We start from the raw sequence: 24,313 nt of genomic DNA, 5'->3' as shown, positions 1-24,313 counted from the left end.
GTCATCGCCCCCGGGGCGCCGAGGCGAGGCGGGACACGTCCCGCAGAACGAGGTCGAGGCTGCCGGCGCCGGCCCACGAGACGACCGGCACCCCGTGCTCGCGCAGGCGGCCCAGCACGTTCTCCCGCTCGATCCGCCACAACCGGGTGGCCAGCGGGGTCCACTGATCGCGGACCTCGGGGGCGGCACCGGCGGGCAGGGTGTCGACGGCGACGACGTAGCGGCCGGACTGGGCGAGCGAGGCCAGCATGTCGGCCGCCCGCGGGTCGATCAGCGGGGTCAGCACCATGACCAGCGCGTCCGAGGAGACGTGATGGGCGCCGAAGTCGTGCTCGTGCGCCTCCATCGGATCGGGACGCACGTCGAGCAGCCACTCCAGCACGGTCAGATATTGGCGGCGGCCGGTGGCCGGGCGCAGGCGGCGGGCGGCGGCGCCGTACTCCAGCAGGGAGACCCGGTCGCCGCGCTGGAGGTAGTGCTCGGCGATCGCGGCCGACGCGCGGACGGTCGTGTCCAGCACCGAGGCGCTCCCGCCGACGCCACCGGAGAGACCCACCTCGCCCAGCACGTCGAGCAGGAGGACGACCTCGGCGTCACGGTCGGAGAGGGTCGAGGCGACATGCAGATCGCGGGTACGCAGGGAGACGCGCCAGTCGATGCGGCGCAACCGGTCCCCCGGCGCGAACGGGCGCACCCCGGCCAGCTCGCCACCCTCGCCGGGCCGTCGCGACCGGTGGTTGCCGACCAGACCGGCGGCGGCCGGCATGGCCTCGATGGCGTTGAACGGCTCGGTCACCGGATAGACCCGCACGTCGCTGCCGGGCGTGATCACCGGGCGGCAGGCGAGCAGGCCGCCGCAGGTGGCGACGCGCGCGGCGGCCGGGCCGACATCCTGCCGGCCCCAGCGCAGGGCCTCGCCGTTCAACTCCACGGCGGCCCAGCCGTCGGCGCCCACGGTGATCGCGAACGGGCGGTCGGCCTCCTCCAGCTTCAGCCAGCGCGAGGTGCGGACGCGGAGCACGACCAGGTCGTACGAGATCTCGTCGGGGTTGCTGACCGTCACCGACGCCTCGACCTGGCCGCCCTCGACCAGATATTCCTGGTCGGCCTGGACGGTGATCTCGGGGAACGACTTCGGCATCCGCCGCAGGCCGACGGCGGCACCGATGGCGAACGGCGCGGCGAGCAGCACCAGGTCGACGCGGCCGAGCGCGACCCCGAGCACCAGCAGCAGGCCGGTCAGCAGCACGGCCCGGCCCAGCGCCCGGGTCGGCACCCAGGCCGGACCGGCCGTCGCGTCGGCCGGCGACGGCGGCGGAACGGCGCTGCGCAGCCGCGGGCCCATCAGCCGGCGGTGTATGTGGGCAGCGCGCCGCTGGCCGGCGCGGGCGTGGCCTGAAGGACCTCGTCGACCACGAACGACGGGTCGACCCGGCGCAGCCACATCTCCGGCCGCAGCGTGATGCGGTGGGCCAGAGCCGGAACGGCGACGTCCTTGACGTCCTCGGGGACGACGAAGTCACGGCCGGCCATGGCGGCCCGGGCCCGGGCCAGCAGCAGAAGGGCGAGCGAGCCACGCGGCGACGAACCGACCAGCACGGAGGCGTGCTCACGGGTGGCGGCGGTCAGGGAGACGATGTACCGGCCGATCGAGTCCTCGACGGTGATCGACTCCAGCGCGGCCTGCATCGACTGCAAGGTGGCGGAGTTGACGACGGGCGCCAGGAAAGCCTCCTCCTGCCGGCGGGACATGCGCCGCTGGAGAACGTCCCACTCCTCCTCGGCCGTCGGATAGCCGAACGAGACCCGCAGCAGGAAGCGGTCGAGCTGCGCCTCGGGAAGCGGGTAGGTGCCCTCGTATTCGATCGGGTTGGCCGTGGCGAGCACGTGGAAGGGCGGATCGAGACGATAGGTGACGCCCTCGACGGAGACCTGCTTCTCCTGCATGGCCTCGAGCAGGGCGGCCTGCGTCTTCGGCGGCGTCCGGTTGATCTCGTCGGCCAGCAGCATGTTGGTGAAGACGGGGCCGGCCCGGAAGGCGAAGTCGCCCTTGCGCTGGTCGTAGAGGAAGGAGCCGGTGACGTCGGCCGGAAGCAGGTCGGGGGTGAACTGGAGCCGGCGGAAGTCGAGGCCCAGCGACTGGGCGAAACAGCGGGCGGTCAGCGTCTTGCCGAGACCGGGCAGATCCTCCAGGAGGACGTGGCCGCCGGCCAGGATGCCGGCCAGGACCAGCTCGAGCGAGTCACGCTTGCCGACCACGACGCTGCCGACCGAGTCGAGGACGGCATTGGCCAGTCTGCCCACCTCGTACGGGGGAAGAGCCTGCACGCCTGTCTCGGTCACCGGGGCACCCTTCGTCACAGTTTCTCCAGCGCATCGACGTAGCTCTCCAGATCGCGCGTCTTGGGCGCGCGGCGGCCGCGGTCGTGCAGCGCCGCCCAGAGCGGATCGCCGAGCAGCTCACGGGCGCGCCGCGGGTCCGATTGACGGGTGATCCCGTGTCGCAGCCGCAGCCGCTCGTCGGTGAGCTCGGCCAGCACCGGCAGAACGTTACGCGAATAGAGATCGGGGTCGTCGTGCGCCCTTTCGAGGGTCTGCTCCCAGCGCCGGACGGCGGCCCGCAGAGCGTCGCGGCCGGAGCGGTCGCCGGCGCCGCGGCTCTTTCCGGAGCGCCTCGGCAGCGACGGGGCACGGACCCACTGGACGGCGAGGACGACCAGGCGGAGCGCGATCAGGGCGGTCACCACGAAGACCACCGAGATGTCGACGTCGGACGACCGCAGCGCGGCCACGATGACGACGGTGAGCAGGGTGACGACGACGAGGTTGATCAGGATCCAGGAGAGCAGCGACCGCCGCTTCTCGACCGGCGTCTGCTCCTCGACCGGACCGGCCGGCTCCTCGCGGTAGCCGAAAAGATCGTCCAGGCTGCCGTCGGGCGTCATCGGGCGCTCACCTCCGACGGGGCGCCCAGGTCGGCGCGGAGGCGTTGCAGGGCCTCGCGGGCCTGGTGACGCATCTGGTCGTCGACGGTGTGGGTGGCGTAGCGGGCCTGGCGGTAGACCTCGAGCAGGGCGGCGAGGACGGCCGCGTCGACCTGCTGCTCGTTGAGGAGGCGGCCGACCAGGTCGGTGGGGCTGTCGCCGGGATGACGCGGGGTGCCGGCGGCCGCGGCGGCCTGTTCCAGGCGTACCCAGCAGGCGATCACCGCGCGGCGCGGGTCGCGGTCGGTGTCGGACAGCTCCTCCAGGCCGGCGTCCAGGGCGGCCACGAGCTCCTCGGCCGTACGGGGCTGGTCGCTCTTCCGGTTCCGCTTTTTCGGATTTTTGCCCTTTTTCGCCCGGCGGTCGCGGATCAGCGCCCAGACGACCAGTCCGACCAGGACCGCGGCGATAATCCCGACGACGACCAGGGCGACCGTGCCCACCCAGTCGGGCAGGCCGCGGGCCGGCTCGGGCTCGGGCGGGGTGGTCTGCTGCGCCGACGGCACCGTGGTGGGCAGGATCGGCTGGTCACCGAGCGGCTCGTCACGGACGATCTCGTCGAGCTGGGCCTCGCTGCGGGTGGCGGCGAGCGAGGTCACGAAGAGCAGCACGAGGACGGCGGCCAGAGGCCACCAGCGACGCACCGCAGCGAGGTCCACGTTGTCTCCATCACAAACCGGCCAGCTCTTTGGCGCGCGCGAAGACGTCGTCCAGCATGGCCGGGGTGAGCTTACCGGTGAACGTGTTCTGCTGAGACACGTGGAAGCACCCCAGCAATTCGGGCACTCCCGGCAGGCTGACATGAGCCCCGTGCCCGAACTTGGGCCGGGGCACCGGCGCCGGCACCCCGTAGACCGCCCGCATCGCAGGCCACCAGGCCTGCCAGGCGAAAGCACCGAGCGCCACGACCACCCGCAGAGTCGGGCGGATCAGGTTGAGCTCCCGATGGAGCCAGGGCGCGCAGGTGTCCCTTTCGTCGGGAAGTGGCTTGTTGTCCGGAGGTGCACAACGCACGGCCGAGAAGATCCGCAAATGCTGTAAGGCCAGCCCATCGTCGATGGAGACGCTGGTCGGCTGGTTGGCCAGCCCCGCCCGGTGCAGAGCCGCGAACAGGACATCACCGGACCGGTCCCCGGTGAAGATCCGCCCGGTGCGGTTGCCCCCGTGAGCGGCCGGCGCCAGCCCCAGAATGGCGATCTCGGCGTCGGCGTTGCCGAAACCGGGAACCGGTCGCCCCCAGTAGTCCCACTGCCGGAAGGACGCCCGCTTGGTGGCGGCGACCTCCTCACGCCAGGCCACCAGCCGGGGACAGGCGAAACAGTCCGAGACTTCCTCGTCCAGCACGCCGAGAGACGAGGCCCCCGCCGCCAGCCGGACAACATCTTCCCGAGTACGAGCGTTACCCACCCACCCAGCACAGCACCCGCCGGGAAGCCACCGCACCCGGGGTGCCCGGCGTGAGTCTCGCGCCAGGCACCCCGGGATCAGCGGTCAGGCCTTGGTGGGGCGCAGGCAGAGGAGGTAGCCGCCGTCGCTGGTGCTGCCCAGGACGAGGAAGCGCTCGCCCTCCTTGAAGAACTTGTCGCAGGAGGTCGACTTGGGGTCGCTCTCGCCCTCGACCCGGGCCACCACCGTGTAGGCGGCGTCGGAGTCGGCGCAGTCGACCACGTTGGCCTGGGTGCGCTCGGTCTTGTCCTCGGGGATGTCGGTGTCGGCGGAGATGCAGTCGCCGGCCTTGGCCTCCTTGGCGTCGTCGCCGCCGAAGAGGGCCGAGAGGACGCCGACCTTGAGGCCGACGATGACGAGGCCCACGACGATCGCGCCGACGATGCGGAGGATCACCTTGCCGGCGCCGCTCTTCTTCTCGGCCGGGAAGGCCACGTAGTTCGGCGGGGCCTCACCGCTGTTCGGCGGCGGGAAGCCACCGGCGTTGGGCGGCGGGAATCCGGGTTGAGCACCGGCCGGCGGGAATCCGGGCTGAGCACCGGCCGGCGGGAAACCGGGCTGAGCACCGGCCGGCGGGAAACCGGGCTGAGCACCGGCCGGCGGGTAACCGGGCTGGGCGCCGGCGGGCGGGAAACCGGGCTGGGCGCCAGCCGGCGGGTAACCGGGCTGAGCACCGGCGGGCGGGAAACCGGGCTGGGCCTGGCCGGGCTGGGCGCCGGCCGGCGGATAACCCGGCTGGGCCTGGCCGGGCTGGGCGCCGGGCGGCGGGAAGCCGGGCTGGGCCGGGCCGGGCTGGGTGCCGTCGGGGGTGTAGGCGGGCTGGCCCGTGGCGGCGTAGCCGGGGGCCGGTGCGGCGCCGGGCTGGTTCTGAGCTGCCGGCGGGAAGCCGGGGTGGTTCTGGGCCGGCGGCGGGAAGCCGGGCTGGCCCTGACCCGCGGGCGGGTAGCCGAGCTGGGCGCCGCCGGGCTGGCCCTGGCCGGGCGGCGGGTAGTCGCCGCCGAACGGCGGGACGGGGTTGCTCACTGGGTGGTTCCTTTCGAGGGGCCGGTCGAGGGGGTCGACCGATCGCAGAGGGACCCTAACGATCGGCCGGACCCGGACGCGACCCCGTTACCCAGCTTTTATCGGCCGCCCGTGCTGCTCGGGGACGGTGCGCCGGACGGGGCCGAGGAGGCAGCGGCCGGCCCCGCGCCGGCCGTCGGCTGCGAGGTGGTGGTGGCCGACGGCCCGGTGGCGGCGGGGCCGGGGGACGGCTCGCCGCTGTCGAGGACGGAGCTCGACGGGGTCGGGCGGGGATCGGCTGAGGGCGTCGGGCCGAACGGGGCGTCCTGCGGGCAGTACGGGTAGCCCAGGTTGCGGGTGTGCCAGGTCTCGCCGGTGTTCGGGTCGGTGCAGTAGCCGCCGCCGAACTGGAGGGGGTTGCCGTTCTGGTCGAAGACGCGCGCGTTCTTCACCAGGGTGCCGTCCTCGTCGTACACGAAAAGGTCGTTGATCGTGTCGTCGATGGTGCTCTCCTGATAGCTGCCCACGTCGCTGAAGCCGGGCTGCCGCACGTTGTTGTCGGCCGTCGTGAAGCCGGCCAGGCCGAAAATCACCAGGACGGTCGTCCCCGAATAGAGGGCCCACCGCGGCCACTGCGACAGCTGGACGCCCCTCTTGCCCAGCAGGATCGAGCCCGCGACGCAGACCGCCAGCAGGACGAGCGCGATCACGTCGCTGCCGCCCACGCGGGGCAGCAGGCCGGGGTTGCCCGAGCTGTCGTCGAGGATCATGGCCAGGGCCATCGCCACCAGGTAGCCGCGGAGCACCCACCAGGCCGGGCGCAGCAGCACCAGGAACTCGCTGGCCTTGGCGTAGCCGATCACCGGGCCGACCTTCACGTCGGCCCGGTCGAGGACCGGCTGCACCTTGGCCCTGATCTCGGCCGGGGTCACCCACTTGCCGCGCGGCGGGTCGGGGAAGCCGCCGACGAAGCCGGCCGTGGCGCGCAGCTCCGCCGCGTACGCCGCCGGGGTGCCCAGCCGCTCGACCAGCGTGCCCGAGCCCTCGGCCCGGACCTCGGCCAAGTGCTCCGGCAGATCTTCCAGCAGCTCGTCGCGGGTCGCGTCGGGCAGGTCGGCCAGCGCCTCCCGGACCGCGGCCACGTAGTCGGCAATCTCGTCCTGCGCCGTGATGTTCACGCCGTCCCCCGCTCGCGAAGAAGATCGTCCATGGTGGATGCGAAACCGTTCCAGGTCTTGGCCGACCGCTCCAGCTCGGCCCGGCCGGCCGGGTTCAGGCCGTAGTACTTGCGGTGGGGGCCCTCGTCGCTGGGCACGACATAGGTGGTCAGGAAGCCGGCCGCGAACAGTCGGCGCAGCGTGCCGTAGACCGAGGCGTCACCGACGTCGTCGAGGCCGGCCGCCCGGAGCCTGCGCAGAATGTCGTAGCCGTAGCCGTCCTCGTCGCGCAGCGCGGCGAGGACGGCCAGATCCAGCACGCCCTTGAGGAGCTGGGTGGTATCCACGCGGTGCACAGTACTGTGCACTGCGAAGTACCGTCAAGAACGCCACCACGTATCGAGCGGCGTCACCGGAACCGTTCGCTTGTGGCGGGTCGCCAGGAAGAGCGACTCGACCCGCGCGGCAGCCTTGGGAGAGACGTCCAGACCTTCGAGGTAGTTGTCGATCTCGGAGTATGTGACGCCGAGCGCCTCCTCGTCGGGCAGCGCCGGGCGGTCGTCCTCGAGGTCGGCCGTCGGAACCTTCTGCCAGCACGAGGCCGGAGCACCGAGGTGTTCCAACAGCAGCGCGCCCTGGCGCTTCGTCAGGCCGGTCAGCGGCGTGATGTCCACTCCCCCGTCGCCGAACTTGGTGAAGAACCCGGTCACCGCCTCGGCCGCGTGGTCGGTGCCGACGACCAGCATGTTCAGCTGGCCGGCGACCGAATATTGGATGACCATGCGCTCGCGGGCCTTGATGTTGCCGCGGACGAAGTCGCGCAGCGGCTCGCCCAGGCCCAGCGACGCCTCGGCCGCCACCGCGTCCGAGCTGGGCTTGACGTTCACCGCGATCGACCGGTCGGGCTCGATGAAGCGCAGCGCGATCTGCGCGTCGTCCTCGTCGGCCTGCACGCCGTACGGGAGCCGGACGGCCACGAACGTCGCGTCGTGACCCTCGGCCCGCAGCTCGGTCGCGGCCGTCTGGCACAGCTTGCCGGCCAGGGTGCTGTCCTGGCCGCCGCTGACGCCGAGGACGAAACCCTTGGCCGGTGTCGACCGCAGGTAGTCCTTGAGGAAATCGATCCGCTGCCGGATCTCGGCCGCCGCGTCGATGGACGGCTTGACGCCGAGCTCGGCGACGATCTGCTGTCGAAGGTTGGTCATCCCACCAGTTTGTAGGCGATCCCGTCGAGAATGTCGTGTTCGGAGGCGATCACCGAGCTCTGCCCGGCGCGTTCCATGATGATCCGCAGGATCAGCGCGCCTCCGCCGATCACGTCGGCCCGGCCCGGATGCATCACGGGCAGTGACCGGCGCTCGGCCACGGACATGGCCAGGACCTCGGAGGTGACAGCGGCGACCTGCTCGTAGGTCACCTTCGCGTGGTGGATGCGCGTGGGGTCGTACGAGGGAAGGCCCTCAGCGAGAGCAACGACGGTCGTGACCGTCCCGGCTAGCCCGACCAGCGTCTTCGCCTCTTTTCCGGGCACCGCGGCGAGCGCGATGTCGACCGCGGCCCGGATGTCCCGCTCGGCCGCGCCGATCTCGGCGGCGGTCGGCGGATCGCCGTGCAGGTGACGCTCCGTCATCCGGACGCAGCCGATGTCCATCGAGATGGCGTGGTCGACGTCCGTACTGCCCGTGACGAACTCGGTCGAGCCGCCGCCGATGTCGACGATCAGATAGGGCGGTTGAGCGGACAGCCCGGCCACGGCGCCGGCGAACGACAGCCGCGCCTCCTCGTCGCCGGTGATCACCTCGGGGTCGACGCCGAGCACGCCGCGGACCATGTCGCGGAAGTCCTGCGCGTTGTCGGCGTCCCGCGAGGCCGAGGTGGCACACATGCGCACCTTCGCCACATCGTGTGCGGCGATCTCCTCGGCGAAACCCACAAGAGCTTTGCGAGTACGGGCGATGGCCGCGTCCGACAGTCGTCCCGTCCGGTCGACGCCCTCGCCGAGCCGCACGATCTCCATCTGGCGCGTGACGTCGGTCAGGCCGCCGCCGGTCACGTCCGCGACGAGCAGGCGGATGCTGTTCGTGCCGCAGTCGATCGCCGCGACCCTCATAGGTGCAGAAGCATTCTCGTGTTTCCCAACGTGTTGGGTTTGACCCGTTCCAGGTCGAGGAATTCGGCCACACCTTCGTCGTACGACCGCAGCAGTTGCTCGTAAACGGCGTGCGGCACGGGCGCGCCGTCGATCTCGGTGAACCCGAACGAGCCGAAGAACCGGGTCTCGAACGTGAGGCAGAAGACGCGGGCCACGCCGACCTCGCGGGCCACCTCGAGCAGCTGCTCCACGATCCGGCGGCCGATCTTCTGGCCCCGGGCCGCCGGATCGACCGCGACCGTGCGGATCTCGGCCAGGTCTTCCCACATGACGTGCAGGGCGCCGCAGCCGTACACCCGGTCGCGGTCGTCGACGGCGACCCAGAACTCCTGCACCGACTCGTACAGGGTGACTGTCGCCTTGCTCAGCAGCCGGCGGTCGGTCGTGTAGGTGTCGACGAGGTCGCGGATGGCCCGCACGTCCTTGGTCCTGGCGCGACGGATCTCCACGCTAGGAATCCTTGCGCACACAGGGCCCGTCGGCCCACCACGGCTCCACCGCGTCGCGCACCTCGTCACCGAACGGGTTGATGCCCCGGCCCACGGCCAGTGCGTGCCCGAGATGCACATGCAGGCATTTCACCCGATCGGGCATGCCGCCGGCGGCCACGTGGGCGATCTCCGGCACGTCCTCGATCGCCGTGCGGCGGGTCAGGTAGTCCTCGGTCGCCTTCCGGTACTGCTCGGCCAGCTCGGGGTCGGTCGACAGGCGCTCCTGCATGTCGCGCATGACACCGGCCGACTCGAGCCGGCTGCACGCGGCCGTGGCGTGCGGGCAGGTCAGGTAGTAGAGCGTGGGGAAGGGGGTGCCGTCCTCGAGACGGGGCGACGTCTCCACGACGTCGGGATTTCCGCACGGGCAGCGGTGCGCGATGGCACGGGTGCCCCTCGGACGGCGGCCCAGCTGGGCCTCAACAATATCGAGATCGTCCTGCATGGTTATTCAGAAGACTCCGCGTCAGCGGCTCGAACGCTGTTCCACATGGTGTCGTACCAGGGGCCGGAAGCGGCCGCCGGATCTTTCTGCCCGGCCTCGGCGGCTGCGCCGGCCGGGTCGTTCAGCACGAGCAGGGGAGTCTCCCCCGGGCGTACATAGAACAGCTTTTCCCGGGCCTGGGCCCGCACATATTCCGGGTCGTTCCATTTCTGGAGCTCTTGCGACGTCTGTGCGATCTTTTCGCGCTGGGTGGCCTGGTCGGCTTCGAGCTGCTCGATCTGCGACCGCTGCGCGAGATAGACCCGCAAGGGATAGGTGTACGCCAGGGCCAGCGCGATCAACACGATGATCAGCACGGTGGCCCGGCCGGTGAGCGCGCGCGGGCGCGGCGCCGCCGTCCGTTTCGTGGTGCCCCGGCTGACCGTGACCGTGCGGCGGGACGCCGAGGGCCGGTTGCGCTGGATGCGGGTGGAGCCGGTGGTCCGCACGCGCGCCGAACCGGGGCGGCGGGCCGGGCCCTGACCGCTCGGTGCTCGTCGCTGTGTCGTCACCCTGCTCCCCCGCTCGTCATGGCGCCCGCTCCCGGAAACCTATGCCCCGGAAAGCGAGCGCCACAACTCCATGATCTAGCGGGCGCTCGTCACGCCGTGCGGTAACGCGGGAAAGCGCCCGCACCGGCGTACCGGGCCGCGCCCTCGAGCTGCTCCTCGATGCGCAGGAGCTGGTTGTACTTCGCGACGCGGTCGGAACGGGCCGGCGCGCCGGTCTTGATCTGGCCGCTGCCCACCGCGACGGCCAGGTCGGCGATCGTGGTGTCCTCGGTCTCGCCCGAGCGGTGGCTCATCATGGTGGTGAAACCGGCCCGGTGGGCCAGGTCGACCGCGTCGAGCGTCTCGGTGAGCGAGCCGATCTGGTTGACCTTGACGAGGACCGAGTTGGCCGCGCCCTCGGCGATGCCCCGGCCGATGCGGGTCGGGTTGGTGACGAACAGGTCGTCGCCGACGATCTGGATCTTGCCGCCGAGCTCCGAGGTCATCGCGCTCCAGCCGGCCCAGTCCTCCTCGGACAGCGGGTCCTCGATCGAGACGATCGGGTAGTCGGCGGCCAGCTTGGAGTAGTACGCGATCATCTCGTCGGTCGACTTCGGGTTGCCCTCGAAGACGTACGACCCGTCCTTGTAGAACTCGGTCGCCGCGACGTCCATGGCCAGCACGATGTCGGTGCCCAGGGCGAAGCCGGCGGCCTGCACGGCCTCGGCGATCAGGTCGAGCGCGGACGCGTTGGACGGCAGGCTCGGCGCGAAGCCGCCCTCGTCGCCCAGGCCGGTCGAGAGGCCCTTCTTCTTCAGCACCGACTTCAGCGCGTGGTAGACCTCGGCGCCGGTGCGCAGCGCCTCGCGGAACGTGGGCGCCCCGATCGGCGCGATCATGAATTCCTGCACGTCGACGTTCGAGTCGGCGTGGGCGCCGCCGTTGAGGATGTTCATCATCGGCACCGGCAGGACGGCCGCGTTGGGCCCGCCGACGTAGCGGAACAGCGGGAGCTCGGCGCTCAGCGCGGCCGCCTTGGCCACCGCCAGCGACACGCCGAGGATGGCGTTCGCGCCCAGCTCCGACTTGTCGGCCGTGCCGTCCAGGTCGAGCATCTTCTGGTCGATCAGCCGCTGCTCGCTCGCCTCGTAGCCGAGGAGCTCGTCGGCGATCTTGTCTTCGACGTTGGCGACGGCCTTCTCGACACCCTTGCCGAGGTAGCGGCCCTTGTCGCCGTCGCGCAGCTCGATCGCCTCGAACGCGCCCGTGGAGGCACCCGAGGGGACCGCGGCGCGGCCGACCGTGCCGTCGTCGAGCCCGACCTCGACCTCGACGGTCGGGTTGCCCCGGGAGTCCAGGATCTCGCGGGCGACGATCGCTTCAATGGTGGCCATGTGTCGTGTCGCTCCCTTTGTGTAACGCTGCCGTTCACCGACCGCGACCCTGCGGCCGACCACGACAATGAGCGTATCGAGCCCGGGTGGCGGGCGTACGCGCGGTCGGTGAAAACTCTAAGGTCACCGCCCGGCCTGCCGATGACACCGGCACTATGAGCGCACCCCTGCTTCCCGCCGACGGGTCGTACGTGGAGATGACCTCCTTCGGCGAGACCATGCCCGAAGTCCGCGTCGTGCAGGCCTCGGGGACGGTGATCACGCTGTCCCTGGCGGCGGCCGACCTCCCGCCGGCCAACTCGACGGTCACGCTGCGCTGGGCGGCGGCTCCGCGCGGTCGCTACGCGCTGGTGGCGCACGTGGTGGCGATCGACGGGAACCGGGTGGACGTGCGTTTCTCGGGCGATCCGGCCATCGAGCAGAGCCGCGATTACGTCCGCGGCGGCGGCGGGGAGCCGATCGTGCTGCTCCTGCCGGGTCAGGAGGCGGCGCCGGGCCAGGTGCACGACCTGAGCGAACACTCGGTGCGGGCCCGCTTCACCGACGTCACGGTCCGTCCGGGCGATCCGGTCACGCTCCGCATCCAGCTCGACGACGAGATCGTGGAGTTCCCGGCCGAGGCCACCAAGGTCAGCTCGCTGCGCCAGCAGGTGCCGTCCCGGGGGCCGCTCCACGTGGAGATGGTGGCGGTTTTCCCCGAAATCGACGAGCATCAGGCGAAAATTCTCCGCCGCTACATCCTCCAGGCCCAGTTGCGGGCCCGCCGCCAATACTAATTTGCGGCGGGTTGCGCGCGTAGGCCAAGGTGTCAGTCGTGCCTGTTGTTCCGCGCCTTACCGCCGTCGCCGCCGCGCTCACCGCCGGCGCGCTGCTGCTCGGCACGGCCGCGTGCGGCGGCCTCGACGAGGCGAGCGCGGCCGGGCCCACCCGCGACGACCTGATCTCCGAGACGGCCGCCCAGCTCGCCGCCGGCGACGCGCTGACCTACACGGCGACCTACCATCTGGACGGCGGCGACACGGCGACGATCACCCAGGAGCCTTCGCGGTCGTCGTACGTCTATCCGGGCGGCCGCCTCATCGTCACCCCGACGGCCACGATCAGATGCCAGGGCGTTTCCTGCACGAGGTCGGCGCCCGACCCGACCGCGGCCGCGGCCCTGACCGGGGCGCTGGTGACACCCGAGGCCGCGCGATCGATGCTGACCACGGCCGCCCTCGACCCCGAGGTCGTCTCCACCCAGCGCGATACGACGATCGCCGGCCGCCACGCCACGTGCCTCTCTCTGAAAGAGGTCTCCGGCACTCCGGCCAGCGCCTTCGACCTGTGCGTGACGAACGAGGGCGCCCTGGCCAGCTTCACCGCCACCATCGCCGGCAAGCCGGCCGACATCACCATGACCTCCCTGACCGACGACACTGACGACGCCGCCTTCGCCGTGCCACCCAAGGCCAAGCTCGTCGCCGGCTGAGCCTGCGCCGCCGCGCGAACGCGAGGTGCTGATCCAGACCTGCGCCCCATGTCCTTCAGGACCGCTGCTCCGGTCGGGCGGCCCGTCCTTTCCGGCAAGCCCGCAGTCGCGGCCGTCGTTCGCCCGCGCGGTTCGTTCCGCGACGGCACAGCCTCGCCTTGGCCGCCTCCGGCGCGGAAGAGGAGAGGGTGGAGGCGGCCCATGGGCAGCTTGTCGTCCGGGGCGCCGGTCTCGGCCGGCGCCCCGGACTGCTCGGCTAGCGCGGGCCGCAGATCACGTCGTCCGTGAGGCGGGTGGTGCGGCTCTGGACCGCGTTGATCGTCTCGTCGGAGGCGGGCTGGGTGGTCATCGACAGGACCACCACCCGGCTGCCGTTCGGGCTCACGGCGTTGGCGGTGTGGGAGCCGGGGACGTCGCCGCCGTGGGCCCAGTATCCGCCGCAGCGGTTGGGGACGAACTCGATGCCCAGGCCGTAGCGGGTGCCGTCCTGCCACGTCTCGGCCGGAACCGTGCGGTGCATCTCGGTCATCTGGCGCGGGGGCAGCAAGCGGCCCTGTTGCAGGGCCTGCCAGAAGCGGGCCAGGTCGGACGGCGTGGTGATCAGGCCGCCGGCCGAGGCGGCGACGGTCGGGTTGAGGATCGTCGTGTCGTACAGGGGGCCGCCGGGGGTCCACTGCTGGTACGCCTTGGCGTGCGGGGTGGGCAGGGTGGCGCGGTCGCCGGGGTACGACGTGTGCTTCAGGCCGAGCGGGCGGATGATGCGGCGCTCGACCTCCGACGACCACGTGCGGCCGGTGGCCTTCTCGATGACCATGCCGGCCAGGATGTAGTTGGTGTTCGAGTAGTCCCAGCTCGTGCCGGGGGCGAAGACCGGCTCGTGCTTCATGGCCAGGGCGGCCAGATCGGCCAGGTCGTAGTGGTCGAGGCGATGGGCCAGATATCCCTCGTACGAATCCAGGCCGTCCAGATCGTTGGTGTAGTTGAACAGGCCGCTCGTGTGCTGCAACAGCTGGCGGATCGTGATGCGCCGGCCGTCGTTGCCGTTGCCGGAGACGACGCCGGGCAGCCACCGCTCGACCGTGTCGTCGAGCGACAGCCGGCGCTCGGCGGCCAGCTGAAGCACGACCACGGCGGTGAAGGTCTTGGTGTTGCTGCCCATCCGGAAGTAGCCCTCGGCCGGCGCGTCGCCGGCGCGGGCCCGGTCGGTGTCGCCGCCGACTCTGCTCAGGGCCTGCACCCCCGTGATGCCGAGCCTGTGCAGATCGTCGGCGGCGTGCTGAAGCCGGTGGTCTCTCGTCGCGGCGGCGGCCGGGGCGGCGGCCCCGGCGGCCAGTGTCGCCACCAGAGTGGTGGCGACACCCCACTGCGTAAGGCGTTTTCGCATGACCTGACGGTACGAAGGTTCTCGATGCGTCCCTAGCCGGTGAACCCCCCGATGCGGGGTGGAGTTACGTCTACCTCGTCAGGCGGAAACTCTGGGCGGCGGTGCCGTTGCAGGCGTACTGGACCAGCTGAACGCTGTCAGCCGTCGAGGCAGCGGGGACGTCCAGGCACTTGCCGCTGTTGCGGTTCACGAAGTGGTAGTAACCGCCGCCCTCGCTGACCGGCTGCCACTGCTGGTTCGCTCCCCCGCCGTACGCCCAGGTCTGAATCTTGGCATTGTCGGCTGTGGACACATTGGTCACGTCGAGAACCTGGGCGGCGTTGCCGCGATTGGCGATGCGGACGTAGCCGCTGTCGGTGGGCGTGAACTGATATTGCTGCGCCGTGCTCGAGTTGCAGGCGTACTGCTGAATCGCTGTGCCGTTGACCGTGCCGGCGGACCGGGCGTCGACGCACTTGGCGCTGTTCTTGCTGACGACCGGATACCAGGCGGTGGGGTCGATGGGCTGCTCGGCCGGAGGTTCGCCGCCGCCGCTCTCGCCGGCCAGCCACAGGATGCTGTCGATGAGCCAACGGTTCTGCTGAGGACTGGCAAAGGTCGATGACGTACGCGTGTTGGTCTCGTAGTTCATGCCGTTGTGCCCGAAGTTCGTGTAGATCATCTTGTAGTTCCGGTTCGACCAGATCAGCGGGTAGTAGCCGGAGCGCCACTGCTGGTTCGGGTCGGTGCCGACCGGGAAACTGGAGGCGTCGATCGAGGCCAGGATGTCGATGTCGGGGTTCTGGCGCAGGTCACGGCTCCACGAGTACCACTCGCTGACCGACGACGGGATGGTGGCGGGCAGGGCCGAGGTGGTCGGATGGGTGCCGAGCCGCAGCGTCTCGGCGGTCGGGCCCCAGGTGTTGGTGGCGAAGTTCCCGGAGCCGAGGAAAGTGTTGTAGTACCAGCTCCAGCTGTTGGCGTCGGTGGTGAAGGCGCTGACGTGGAAGCCGAGCCAGGCCCCGCCGTTCTGCATGTACTGCTGGAAGGCGGCCCGCCGATCGGCCGGCGGAGCGTCGTCCAGGAACATGATCACCTTGTAGCCGGCCAGGCCGGTCGCGCTGAGCCGGCTCCAGTCGGTGGTGGCCTCCCAGGTGAAGCCGTTCTGGGCGCCGGCCTGGGGGAACCACTCCCGCGCTTCCTTGTCGAAGTCGATGTGCGCGGCGTCCCACGTCCCGTTGTAGAACGCGAGCACCTTGAACGGCGCGGCGGCACGGGCAGCGGTGGGCACGACGAGCACGGCGGCGGCCGCCAAAAGTGCGATGAGGACACGTCTGAGCAGACTCATGTCAGGTACCTCGGGGGATGAGGACGGTCGGGGAAGCGGCGCCGCTGGCACCCATCCTGAAGCATCGACAGAGGTTGATTCAAGGAATAGTTAATCTAATTTCCAGAAGCCGCGCCCTCGACCGTCGCCGGCTTGGCGATCGACACCGGCGCGCCGTGGGCGGTGAACCTGGTGGTCGACCGGACGGTGCGCGCCTCTCCTTCGCCTCGACCGCGATGCCGATCGACGTGATGGCGCCGCGGACGTCGGTCGTGGCCGTGAAATCCACCCAGCGGAAAAAGCCCTTGTAGGCATGCGGGCCGGCGCGCTCGATAAGAGTGACGTTCTCGGCGAACCGGGCCAGGCTATTCGAATCGTCCACATCGGACTGCATGAGCAGGACGCCGCTGGTGACCGTGTCGATGTCGGCGTGGATCCACGACCCCTCGCCATCGACCCGGCTGTAGGTGTCGGCGCCGATGACGATCGACTGGCCCGGACGGCCGCCCGAAAGGCTGACCGCACGCGTGAGCTTGTGCGCCTTCGGATCGTGCGCGCCGGACGCGGTGAGCCGCACGGAGGCGGGGCCGACTGGAGTCGCCGCCGAGCCGCGCGGAACTCGCCCTTGGCGGCCGGGGTCTGCGTGATGCGCGAGGGCCGGGGCTCCTCCCCGGCCGCGCAGCCGGAGAGGAGACGACCCATCGGCGGGTCAGACGCCGAGCAGGCTACGCAAGTGGCGGGGAGGCGGGGAACCGTGGGCCAGCATGGCGTCATGCCAGGCCTTGGGGGTGGCGCCGAACGGGCGGGCGGCGGCCAGGGCGGACACCTCGGTGTAGCCGACGAAGTACGTGGAGAGCTGGGTGGACGTGAGCAGGGCGCGGCGCCACTTGCCGGCGGCCTCGCCCTCCTCCTGGAAACCGGGGCCGGTCAGCAGGGCCATGGCCTCGGACTGCGGCAGATCTTCACAGTGGACCAGCTGGTCGATGATGGCGTTCAGGCTCATGCGGAGCTGCATCTTCAACTGCTGCAAGCGGACCGGCAGGCCACCGAAGCCCAGGCCGGCCATGAGCTCCTCGGCGTAGACGGCCCAGCCCTCGACGAACGGGCCCGACCAGCCCATCGAGCGGACCCGGGTGGCGGCGCGGAAGCGGCGGGCGTGGGCCAGCTGGAGGAAATGACCGGGCATGGCCTCGTGGACCGTGAGATCCCTGATCATGTGGTCGTTGTACTCGCGGTAGAACGACTCGACGCGCTCGGCCGGCCAGTCGGCCGGGGTGGGCGAGATGCAGTAGAAGGTGGGGACCTCGGCGGTCTCGAGCGGGCCGGGCGGGTCGCAATAGGCCACGGCCACCCCGCGGGCGAACTCGGGCATCTCCTCGATGACCAGCGGGTCGTCGAGCAGGGTGAGCACGTCGTGTTTGCGGACGAACTCGGTGGCCTCCTCCATGGTCACGCGGGCCAGGCCGACGATCGTGTCGTCGGCCGGATGTTGCGCGGCCAGGGTGTCGAGGGCGCGGCGGACGGTCTCGTCGGTGGCCGGGCCGCCGACCAGCTCGGCCGAGGCCTGGCGGAGCTGCTCGCCGACGCGGGCCAGGTTTTCGCGGGCGCGGGACAGGACCTCGGCCGCGGGAAGCTCGGTGTCGAGCGTGTGCCAGAGCCGGGCCTCCCACAGGCGGCGGCCCAAACGGGGGTCGCGGCCGGGCTCGTTGCCGTCGAGGCGGGCGCGGAGCCACCCGTCGAACTCGGACAGCGCGGCCAGGGCGGTGGCGGCGGCCGGCTCGACGGTGGCGGCCATGCCGGGCTCCTGCTCCAGCAGGAGCGGCAGCTCGTCACGGATCAGCCCGGCGGTGCCGGCGAACTGGCCGACAGCGGTCTCGGCGTGGACGCGAGGAACGTCGCGCAGGACGGCACGGGCGGTGGCCAGGGCGTCGGGGATGGCGGCCAGGCGACCGGCCAGGCTGGTGAGGCGCTCCTCGGCCGGGGCGAACTGGCGCGAGAGAAGAGCGTGGAGCAGGGGGCCGGGGTTGTGGTGCAGTGGGTTCCACTCGTGCTCGCGGACGTCGGTGGCCTCGAACAGGCCCCGCTCGACGATGGCGGCGAGGATCGCGTGGTCGACCTGCTCCTCGGGCTCGAGACCGTCGGCGTCGACACCGGAGAGGGCGTCGGCGGCGTCGCGCAGCATGGCGACCTTGGCGGTGACGGCCCCCGGCGAGAGGTCGGGCATGCGGTCGTCGAAACGGTGGTCGCCCGTCTCGGTGGCGAGCCCGGGCTCGGACTCGAGGATGGCGTCGACGATGCGCTCGGCTAGCGGTACGAACTCCGGCATGCGGTGAAACTTACTCGGGGGGTCGGACATTTTCCTGGGTCCGCACCGCGTCGGCGTAGGCGAGTGCGGCCTGGCGCAGCAAGTGTTCGGCGTCGGGCGACTCGGCGACGAGGCGGAGCAGCCGCGATCCGACGTCGTCCCCGGTGGGCAGAGGCACGTCGAGGCCCGCGCGCCGCGTACGGGAAAGAATCTTGGCCGTCAACGCGAGTGCCGGCTGAGAAAGAGCCACGCCGTCCAACACCGATTGTCGGGATTTTTCGGCTTTTTTGATGCGTTCCCAGTTCGCGGTGATCTCTTCGATGTCGGCCACAGCCTCACCGGCGAACACATGCGGATTTCGGCGGATCATCTTCTCGACGAAGCCACCCGCGACATCGTCGATGCTCCAGCGCTCATCCTCGGGATGCTCCTCGGCCAGGCGCGCATGCAAAAGAATTTGCAGCAGTACGTCGCCAAGCTCCTCCCGCAGCGCATCGGTGTCCCCGGCCTCGATCGTGTCGTACGCCTCGTACGCCTCTTCGAGAAGGTAGGTCGCGAGGGTCTGATGGTTCTGCTGACGCTTCCAGGGATCGCCGCCGGGCGAAACGAGCTGATCCATCACCGCCACCGCGTCAAGGAGGCGGGCGCCGGGCGGGTCCCAGGAGCCATACATCAGCTCAAGTTCGGCAAGCCCCGGTTCACGCGCGAGCCGTAGACCGAGCGACCGGGCGAAGCTCTCGTCCCCGTCGGGCCCCGCAAGCCAGACGACAGCTCGCTCCAGATCCGGCATTCCGGAAATGTCCGAAGAGGAAGAGAGGGAGGAGGTCGCGTCGGGGGAAGAAGGAGCTGAGGCTGCGTCCGCGGAGGAAGGAGCCGAGGCCGCGTCCGCGGAGGAACGAGCCGAGGCCACGCCCGCGGAAGAAGCAGCGGAGGCCGCGTCCGCAGAAGAAGGAGCGACCTCGGCCACGGAGGAAAGGGCGGCGGAAGAAGGGCCAACCTCGCCTGCGGAAGAAGGGGCGGCGGAAGAAGGGCCAACCTCAACCGCAGAGGAAGGAGCGGAGGCCTCGCCCGCGGAAGAAGGGGCGACCTCGGCCACGGAAGAGGGGGCGGCGGCCGCAGAGAGAGAAGCAGGGGCCCCGCCCGCGGAAGAAGGGACGGCGGCCGCAGAAGAAGAAGCGGAGGCCCCGCCCGCGGAAGAAGGAACGGCGGCCGCAGAAGAAGGAGCAGAGGCCCCGCCCGCAGAAGGAGGGGTGAGCTCGGGCGCGGAAGAAGGGGTGGCGGCCGCAGAGAGAGAAGCAGAGGCCCCGCCCGCGGAAGAAGGGGCGGCCGCAGATGAAGGAGCGGAGGCCCCGCCCATGGAAGGAGGGGTGACCTCGGGCGCGGAAGAAGGGGCGGCGGCCGCAGAGGTGGAGCTGGGGGTGGCGGGGACGCCCAAGAAGGTGGGCGGGCTGGTCGGGGCGGCGGCCGAGGAGATGAAGGCGGCGGCCGGCGCGGAGGGGATGTCGAGGGTGGCGAGCAGCGTCTCCGGGCTGGGGTCGATGACCGTTACCGGGACGCCGCTCGCCCTTAAGGCTGCTGCCTGTGGGGAATCGGCGGCGGTGAAGACGGGGTGGGCGCGGATCGTGTCCCAGGCGGCGGCCGTCAGTAGGCCCGCCGGCAGGCGGGGTGACGTGACGAGCAGGATGATCCGAGCGGTCATGCCGCCAACTCTGCCAGGGGTCAGGACACCTCGATCACGGGGGCACCGGCGTCGGCGGCGCCCAGCGGGACCGTGACCAGGGGGCGCAGCTCGCCGTTCTGGGTCTGGAAGTCGAGGACCGAGATCTGGAGCGGCTGGTAGCGCGGGTTCACCTTGATGCGAAGGTCGGTCGCGGCCGAGGCCACCTCGTTGCGCACCGCGGCCGATGTGGACACCAGCTGCTGGTTCTCGGCCGGCAGCTGGGTCTTGAACTGCTCGAACGTCATCGCCGGGTCGACCTCGCCGGCCGCGCGCAGCGTGTCGTAGACCGTGCGCAGGTCGTCGTCGCTGGGGCGGGCCGACGCCGAGCCGGCCCGCTCGCGGAGCAGGCGGATCAGCGCGTCCGACTCGGCGTAGAGCCGCACGTACTCCGCCTTTTCCGGCAGCTTCAGCTGGGTCGCGTAGTCGCCCAGCGGCAGGTTCGTCGGCAGGGTGACGTTCTCGTTTTTCGCCACCTGGCTCATCACGTCGGCGCTGACCAGCGTCCGCACGATGTCGCCGCGCGAGATCGGCACGGCGCCCTTGGCCCCGGCGTCGGTCAGGGCCGTCCGGGCGTCGTCGTAGATCTGCTGGACACGCTTCTCGGTGATGCGGCCGGAGTCGCCCACATAAGCGGCCACCGAGGGCTCGCTGCGGCAGGCGGACAGTCCGGCCACGGTCAGGGAGGCGACGACGACCATGGATGCGACACGGCGGGCACGCTGCATGGCCATGACTCTCTCACGAGGGTTATGACCCACGTCACCCGCCCCGCCGCGACCCGTCAAACTGAGGCCTTCGCCACCTCGCCCAGCACGTCGGTCAGGAGCTGGGCGCACCACTCCAGCAGGGCCTGGTCGCGCAGCGGCTCGCCGCCCAGGCGGCGGGTGCTCGGGCGGGGGACGCTGACCTGGTCGTTGGCCGACTTGTAGACCGAGTCGGGGTGGTAGCGCTTCAGGCGCATCTGCTTCGAGTCGGGCAGCGGCAGCGGCGAGAAGCGGATGTGCTTGCCCTGCATCGAGACGTCCGTGAGGCCGTACTGCCGGGCCCTCTGACGGAACCGGGCCACCGCGATCAGGTTGGCCACCTGGGCCGGCGGCTCGCCGTAGCGGTCGGTCATCTCGGCCACGACCTCGCGCAGCTTCTCCTCGTCGCGGGCCTCGGCCAGCTTGCGGTACATCTCCAGGCGCAGGCGCTCGACCGAGATGTAGTCGACCGGCAGGTGGGCGTCGACCGGCAGGTCGATCTTGACCTCGGGCTCCTCCTCGGGGCGCTCGCCCTTGAAGGCCTGCACCGCCTCGCCGACCATCCGCACGTAAAGGTCGAAACCGACGCCCTCGATGTGGCCGGACTGCTCGCCGCCGAGCAGGTTGCCGGCGCCGCGGATCTCCAGGTCCTTCATCGCCACGTACATGCCGGCGCCGAGCTCCGTGTGCTGGGCGATGGTGGCCAGGCGCTCGTGGGCCTGCTCGGTGAGCGGCTTCTCGCCCGGGTAGAGGAAGTAGGCGTACGCCCGCTCGCGGCCCCGGCCGACCCGGCCCCTGATCTGGTGGAGCTGGGCCAGGCCGAGCAGGTCGGCCCGCTCGACGATCAGCGTGTTGGCGTTCGGGATGTCGATGCCGGACTCGACGATCGTGGTGCAGACCAGGACGTCGAACTCCTTCTCCCAGAAGCCGACCATCACCTTTTCGAGCTGCTCCTCGCTCATCTGCCCGTGCGCCACCGCGACCCGCGCCTCGGGGACCAGCTCGCGCAGCTTGCGGGCCGCCTTGTCGATCGACTCGACCCGGTTGTGCAGATAGAAGACCTGGCCGTCGCGGAGCAACTCGCGGTGCACGGCCGCCGCCACCTGCTTCTCGTCGTGGGCGCCGACGAAGGTGAGCACCGGGTGGCGCTCCTCGGGCGGGGTGGCGATGGTCGACATCTCGCGGATGCCGGTGATCGCCATCTCCAGGGTGCGCGGGATCGGCGTGGCCGACATGGTCAGCACGTCGACCGAGGCGCGCAGGGCCTTGAGCTGCTCCTTGTGCTCGACGCCGAAGCGCTGCTCCTCGTCCACGATGATCAGGCCGAGGTTTTTGAACTTGGTCGAGTTGGCCAGCAGCCGGTGGGTGCCGATCACGATGTCTGCGGTGCCGTTCGCCGCCTCTTCGAGGGTCAGCCGGGCCTCGGTCGGCGTCTGGAAGCGGGACAGCTGCTTGATGGCGAGCGGGAACTGGGACATGCGCTCGGTGAACGTGTTGTAGTGCTGCTGGGCCAGCAGCGTGGTCGGCACCAGCACGGCCACCTGCTTGCCGTCCTGCACCGCCTTGAAGGCGGCCCGCACGGCGATCTCGGTCTTGCCGTATCCGACGTCGCCGCAGATCAGGCGGTCCATCGGGACCGACAGCTCCATGTCGTGCTTGACCTCGGAGATGGCGGCCAGCTGGTCGGGGGTCTCCTGATAGGGGAACGCGTCTTCCAGCTCGCGCTGCCAGGGCGTGTCGGGGCCGAACGAGTGGCCCTTGGAGGCCTGCCGGGCCGCGTAGAGCTGGATGAGCTGGGCCGCGATCTCCTTGACCGCCTTGCGGGCGCGGGCCTTGCTCTTCTGCCAGTCGGCGCCGCCCATCTTGTGCAACGCCGGCGACTCGCCACCGACGTAGCGCGAGAGCTGGTCGAGCTGGTCGGTCGGCACGTAGAGCCGGTCGCCGGGCTGGCCCCGCTTGGACGCGGCGTATTCGAGCACGATGTATTCGCGGTCGGCGCCGTTGACCGTGCGCTGCACCAGCTCGACGTACCGCCCGATGCCGTGCTGCTCGTGCACCACGAAGTCGCCCGGCTTGAGCTCGAGCGGGTCGATCGTGTTGCGCCGCCGCGACGGCATCTTGCGCATGTCCTTCGTGGACGCGCCGCGACCGCCGGTGATGTCGTTGCCGGTGATGACCGCGAGCTGCGAGGCCTCGTCGATGAAGCCGTGGTTGAGCCCGCCGCAGGTGACGATCAGCTGGCCGGGCTCGATCGGCTCCTCGAGCGACTCGACCGGTGTGACGCCGAGGCCGGCGTCGCGCAGCACCTCGGTGGCCCGCTGGGCGGTGCCGTGACCCTCGAAGACCAGCGCGATGGCCCAGCCGGCGGCGGCCCAGTCGTGCAGATCGGCCGCGAGCTTGGCGGTGTCGCCGTGGTAGAGCGGCACGGGCTGGGCGGCCAGCGCGATCGCGTCACCGGCGTCGGGCGCGACCTCGACCACGGGGGTCTCCAGCCAGGGTTGATCTTCAGCCGGGGACTCGGACTCGACCAGGCCGAACGGCGACACCGTCCACCAGGGCTGGCGCAGGGTCGCGGCGTGGGCCCGTACGTCGGCAAGGGTTTTGAAAGCGGCGGCGCCGACGTCGATCGGCGCCTGACCACCCACGGCGGCCGCGGCCCAGGAGGCTTCGAGAAATTCCGCTGACGTACGGGTGAGGTCGTGGGCCCTCGTGCGGATGCGCTCCGGATCGCAGAGCAACACGTGGGTGTCGGCCGGCATGCAGTCGAGCAGCAGCTCCATGCTGTCGGTGCCGTCGAGCAGGGCCGGCGCCAGCGACTCCATGCCTTCCACCGGAATGCCTTCGGCCAATTTGTCCAGAATCTCCCCGAGCTCGGGGTGATCAGCGGCCAGAGCGGCGGCACGAGCGCGGACATCGGGCGTCAACAGCAGCTCGCGACAGGGCGGCGCCCACAGCGAGGAGACCGGGTCGATCGTGCGCTGGTCGGCCACCGCGAAGGTGCGGATCTCCTCGACCTCATCACCCCAGAACTCGACACGCGACGGGTGCTCGTCGGTGGGCGGGAAGACGTCGAGGATGCCGCCCCGGACGGCGAACTCGCCGCGCTTGGTCACCAGGTCGACCCGGGCGTACGCCATGTCGGTGAGCCGGCGGGCGACGCCCTCGAGCTCGGCCTCGCCCCCGGTGGTCAGCTCGACCGGCTCGAGGTCGCCCAGGCCCTTGAGCTGCGGCTGGAGGACCGAGCGGACGGGCGCGACCACGACCTGGATCTCCTCGCCGGCCGCGGGGTGGGCCAGCCGGCGCAGCACGGCCAGGCGGCGGCCGACGGTGTCGGAGCGCGGGGAGAGCCGCTCGTGCGGCAACGTCTCCCAGGACGGGTAGACCACGACCCGGTCGGCCGGGAGCAGGCAGCCGAGCGCGTCGGCCAGGTCGTCGGCCTCGCGGCTGGTGGCGGTGACGGCCAGAACGGGGCGGGAGGCGCTGCCGGCCACGGTGGCGACCAGGAACGGCCGCAGCGAGGCGGGCGCGGTCAGATCTAGCGAATCGGAGTCGACGAAGCCCTTGCGCGCCAGGTCGCGGGCGCGCGCGAGGCCCCGATCGCGGAGGGCGGCCGGGATCAGACCGGAAAGCTGCATGACGAAAACCCCACGTCGAAAAACCCCAAACGCCCGGAGGGGGCGGGGGTACGACGGCAAGTCTAGTCCGGCCCTCCGACATTTAGCCGCCGCACAATATGTCCGACATAAACGTCTATATCAGGCGCAACCTCGGGAGGCACATCTC

The 24,313-nt window shown here is 70.9% G+C and carries 23 protein-coding genes and 1 pseudogene; 2 read left to right on the top strand and 22 right to left on the bottom strand.

Features of this window, described 5'->3' with window-relative positions; genetic code table 11:
• Position 1: 1 nt before the first annotated feature.
• The 14 genes from ACQP2X_RS04570 to eno all read right to left on the bottom strand — a co-directional run bounded on the left by ACQP2X_RS04570 (position 2) and on the right by eno (position 11,601).
• Positions 2-1,345, bottom strand: a complete 1,344-nt coding sequence (locus ACQP2X_RS04570) for a DUF58 domain-containing protein (RefSeq protein ID WP_498694551.1) — start codon at positions 1,343-1,345, stop codon at positions 2-4.
• Positions 1,345-2,343 carry an AAA family ATPase gene (locus tag ACQP2X_RS04565; protein ID WP_498694548.1) on the bottom strand — a complete coding sequence of 333 codons (999 nt, stop codon included), beginning with the start codon at positions 2,341-2,343 and terminating at the stop codon, positions 1,345-1,347. The genes ACQP2X_RS04570 and ACQP2X_RS04565 overlap by 1 nt, the downstream gene beginning before the upstream one ends.
• Before the next feature lie 14 nt (positions 2,344-2,357).
• Entirely contained in the window at positions 2,358-2,945 is a 588-nt protein-coding gene (locus tag ACQP2X_RS04560) for a hypothetical protein (protein WP_498694546.1), read from the bottom strand.
• Positions 2,942-3,643: a DUF4129 domain-containing protein gene (locus ACQP2X_RS04555; RefSeq protein ID WP_498694545.1), complete on the bottom strand. Its 702-nt coding sequence runs from the start codon at positions 3,641-3,643 to the stop codon at positions 2,942-2,944. The genes ACQP2X_RS04560 and ACQP2X_RS04555 overlap by 4 nt, the downstream gene beginning before the upstream one ends.
• Positions 3,644-3,653: 10 nt before the next feature.
• Positions 3,654-4,391, bottom strand: coding sequence for a uracil-DNA glycosylase (locus ACQP2X_RS04550; RefSeq protein WP_498694543.1), 738 nt, complete (start codon positions 4,389-4,391; stop codon positions 3,654-3,656).
• An 84-nt stretch (positions 4,392-4,475) separates the two neighbouring features.
• Positions 4,476-5,453: an LppU/SCO3897 family protein gene (locus ACQP2X_RS04545; protein WP_498694541.1), complete on the bottom strand. Its 978-nt coding sequence runs from the start codon at positions 5,451-5,453 to the stop codon at positions 4,476-4,478.
• Positions 5,454-5,551: 98 nt separating this feature from the next.
• A complete protein-coding gene (locus tag ACQP2X_RS04540; protein ID WP_498694540.1) occupies positions 5,552-6,610 on the bottom strand; it encodes an HAAS signaling domain-containing protein in 1,059 nt (352 codons plus the stop codon).
• Entirely contained in the window at positions 6,607-6,936 is a 330-nt protein-coding gene (locus ACQP2X_RS04535) for a PadR family transcriptional regulator (RefSeq protein ID WP_498694537.1), read from the bottom strand. Before ACQP2X_RS04535 ends, ACQP2X_RS04540 begins: the two co-directional genes overlap by 4 nt.
• A gap of 33 nt (positions 6,937-6,969) precedes the next feature.
• Positions 6,970-7,794 carry an NAD(+) synthase gene (gene nadE, locus ACQP2X_RS04530; protein ID WP_498694535.1) on the bottom strand — a complete coding sequence of 275 codons (825 nt, stop codon included), beginning with the start codon at positions 7,792-7,794 and terminating at the stop codon, positions 6,970-6,972.
• Positions 7,791-8,699, bottom strand: coding sequence for a Ppx/GppA phosphatase family protein (locus ACQP2X_RS04525; RefSeq protein ID WP_498694534.1), 909 nt, complete (start codon positions 8,697-8,699; stop codon positions 7,791-7,793). Before ACQP2X_RS04525 ends, nadE begins: the two co-directional genes overlap by 4 nt.
• Complete coding sequence (locus tag ACQP2X_RS04520; protein ID WP_498694533.1) at positions 8,696-9,190, bottom strand: amino-acid N-acetyltransferase; 495 nt, start codon at positions 9,188-9,190, stop codon at positions 8,696-8,698. Before ACQP2X_RS04520 ends, ACQP2X_RS04525 begins: the two co-directional genes overlap by 4 nt.
• Position 9,191: 1 nt before the next feature.
• Positions 9,192-9,677 (bottom strand): DUF501 domain-containing protein, encoded by a 486-nt coding sequence (locus ACQP2X_RS04515; RefSeq protein WP_498694532.1) that lies wholly within the window; start codon positions 9,675-9,677, stop codon positions 9,192-9,194.
• A gap of 2 nt (positions 9,678-9,679) precedes the next feature.
• Complete coding sequence (locus ACQP2X_RS04510; protein ID WP_498694530.1) at positions 9,680-10,228, bottom strand: FtsB family cell division protein; 549 nt, start codon at positions 10,226-10,228, stop codon at positions 9,680-9,682.
• Positions 10,229-10,317: 89 nt separating this feature from the next.
• Positions 10,318-11,601: a phosphopyruvate hydratase gene (gene eno / locus ACQP2X_RS04505; protein ID WP_498694528.1), complete on the bottom strand. Its 1,284-nt coding sequence runs from the start codon at positions 11,599-11,601 to the stop codon at positions 10,318-10,320.
• Between the two features lie 155 nt (positions 11,602-11,756).
• Between eno and ACQP2X_RS04500 the strand changes: the two genes are divergently transcribed.
• Positions 11,757-12,377, top strand: a complete 621-nt coding sequence (locus ACQP2X_RS04500) for a PilZ domain-containing protein (RefSeq protein WP_498694527.1) — start codon at positions 11,757-11,759, stop codon at positions 12,375-12,377.
• Between the two features lie 38 nt (positions 12,378-12,415).
• The gene (locus ACQP2X_RS04495) at positions 12,416-13,072 is read left to right on the top strand and encodes a hypothetical protein (protein WP_498694526.1); all 657 of its coding nucleotides are present in this window, start codon (positions 12,416-12,418) and stop codon (positions 13,070-13,072) included.
• A 256-nt stretch (positions 13,073-13,328) separates the two neighbouring features.
• Here the strand turns inward: ACQP2X_RS04495 and ACQP2X_RS04490 are convergent, their stop codons facing one another.
• The 8 genes and pseudogenes from ACQP2X_RS04490 to mfd form a co-directional block, all read right to left on the bottom strand.
• A complete protein-coding gene (locus ACQP2X_RS04490) occupies positions 13,329-14,456 on the bottom strand; it encodes a serine hydrolase domain-containing protein (RefSeq protein ID WP_498694525.1) in 1,128 nt (375 codons plus the stop codon).
• Between the two features lie 70 nt (positions 14,457-14,526).
• A complete protein-coding gene (locus ACQP2X_RS04485; RefSeq protein ID WP_498694523.1) occupies positions 14,527-15,783 on the bottom strand; it encodes an RICIN domain-containing protein in 1,257 nt (418 codons plus the stop codon).
• Between the two features lie 79 nt (positions 15,784-15,862).
• Positions 15,863-16,339, bottom strand: a complete 477-nt coding sequence (locus tag ACQP2X_RS04480) for a hypothetical protein (protein WP_498694521.1) — start codon at positions 16,337-16,339, stop codon at positions 15,863-15,865.
• Between the two features lie 132 nt (positions 16,340-16,471).
• Positions 16,472-18,088 (bottom strand): DUF885 domain-containing protein, encoded by a 1,617-nt coding sequence (locus ACQP2X_RS04475; protein WP_498694519.1) that lies wholly within the window; start codon positions 18,086-18,088, stop codon positions 16,472-16,474.
• Positions 18,089-18,098: 10 nt separating this feature from the next.
• Positions 18,099-18,857: a nucleoside triphosphate pyrophosphohydrolase gene (locus ACQP2X_RS04470; RefSeq protein WP_498700812.1), complete on the bottom strand. Its 759-nt coding sequence runs from the start codon at positions 18,855-18,857 to the stop codon at positions 18,099-18,101.
• A gap of 747 nt (positions 18,858-19,604) precedes the next feature.
• A pseudogene (locus tag ACQP2X_RS04465) lies at positions 19,605-19,766 on the bottom strand (nucleoside triphosphate pyrophosphohydrolase); the annotation flags it as partial.
• A 20-nt stretch (positions 19,767-19,786) separates the two neighbouring features.
• Entirely contained in the window at positions 19,787-20,512 is a 726-nt protein-coding gene (locus ACQP2X_RS04460; RefSeq protein WP_498694517.1) for a hypothetical protein, read from the bottom strand.
• A gap of 56 nt (positions 20,513-20,568) precedes the next feature.
• The gene (gene mfd, locus ACQP2X_RS04455) at positions 20,569-24,165 is read right to left on the bottom strand and encodes a transcription-repair coupling factor (RefSeq protein ID WP_498694516.1); all 3,597 of its coding nucleotides are present in this window, start codon (positions 24,163-24,165) and stop codon (positions 20,569-20,571) included.
• Positions 24,166-24,313: the final 148 nt, after the last annotated feature.

The organism is Actinoplanes sp. CA-131856 (genome assembly GCF_050956135.1).
Lineage (GTDB): Bacteria > Actinomycetota > Actinomycetes > Mycobacteriales > Micromonosporaceae > Actinoplanes.
The sequence above is the reverse complement of the archived record's forward strand: the minus strand, read 5'-3'. Positions and strand labels throughout refer to the sequence as shown.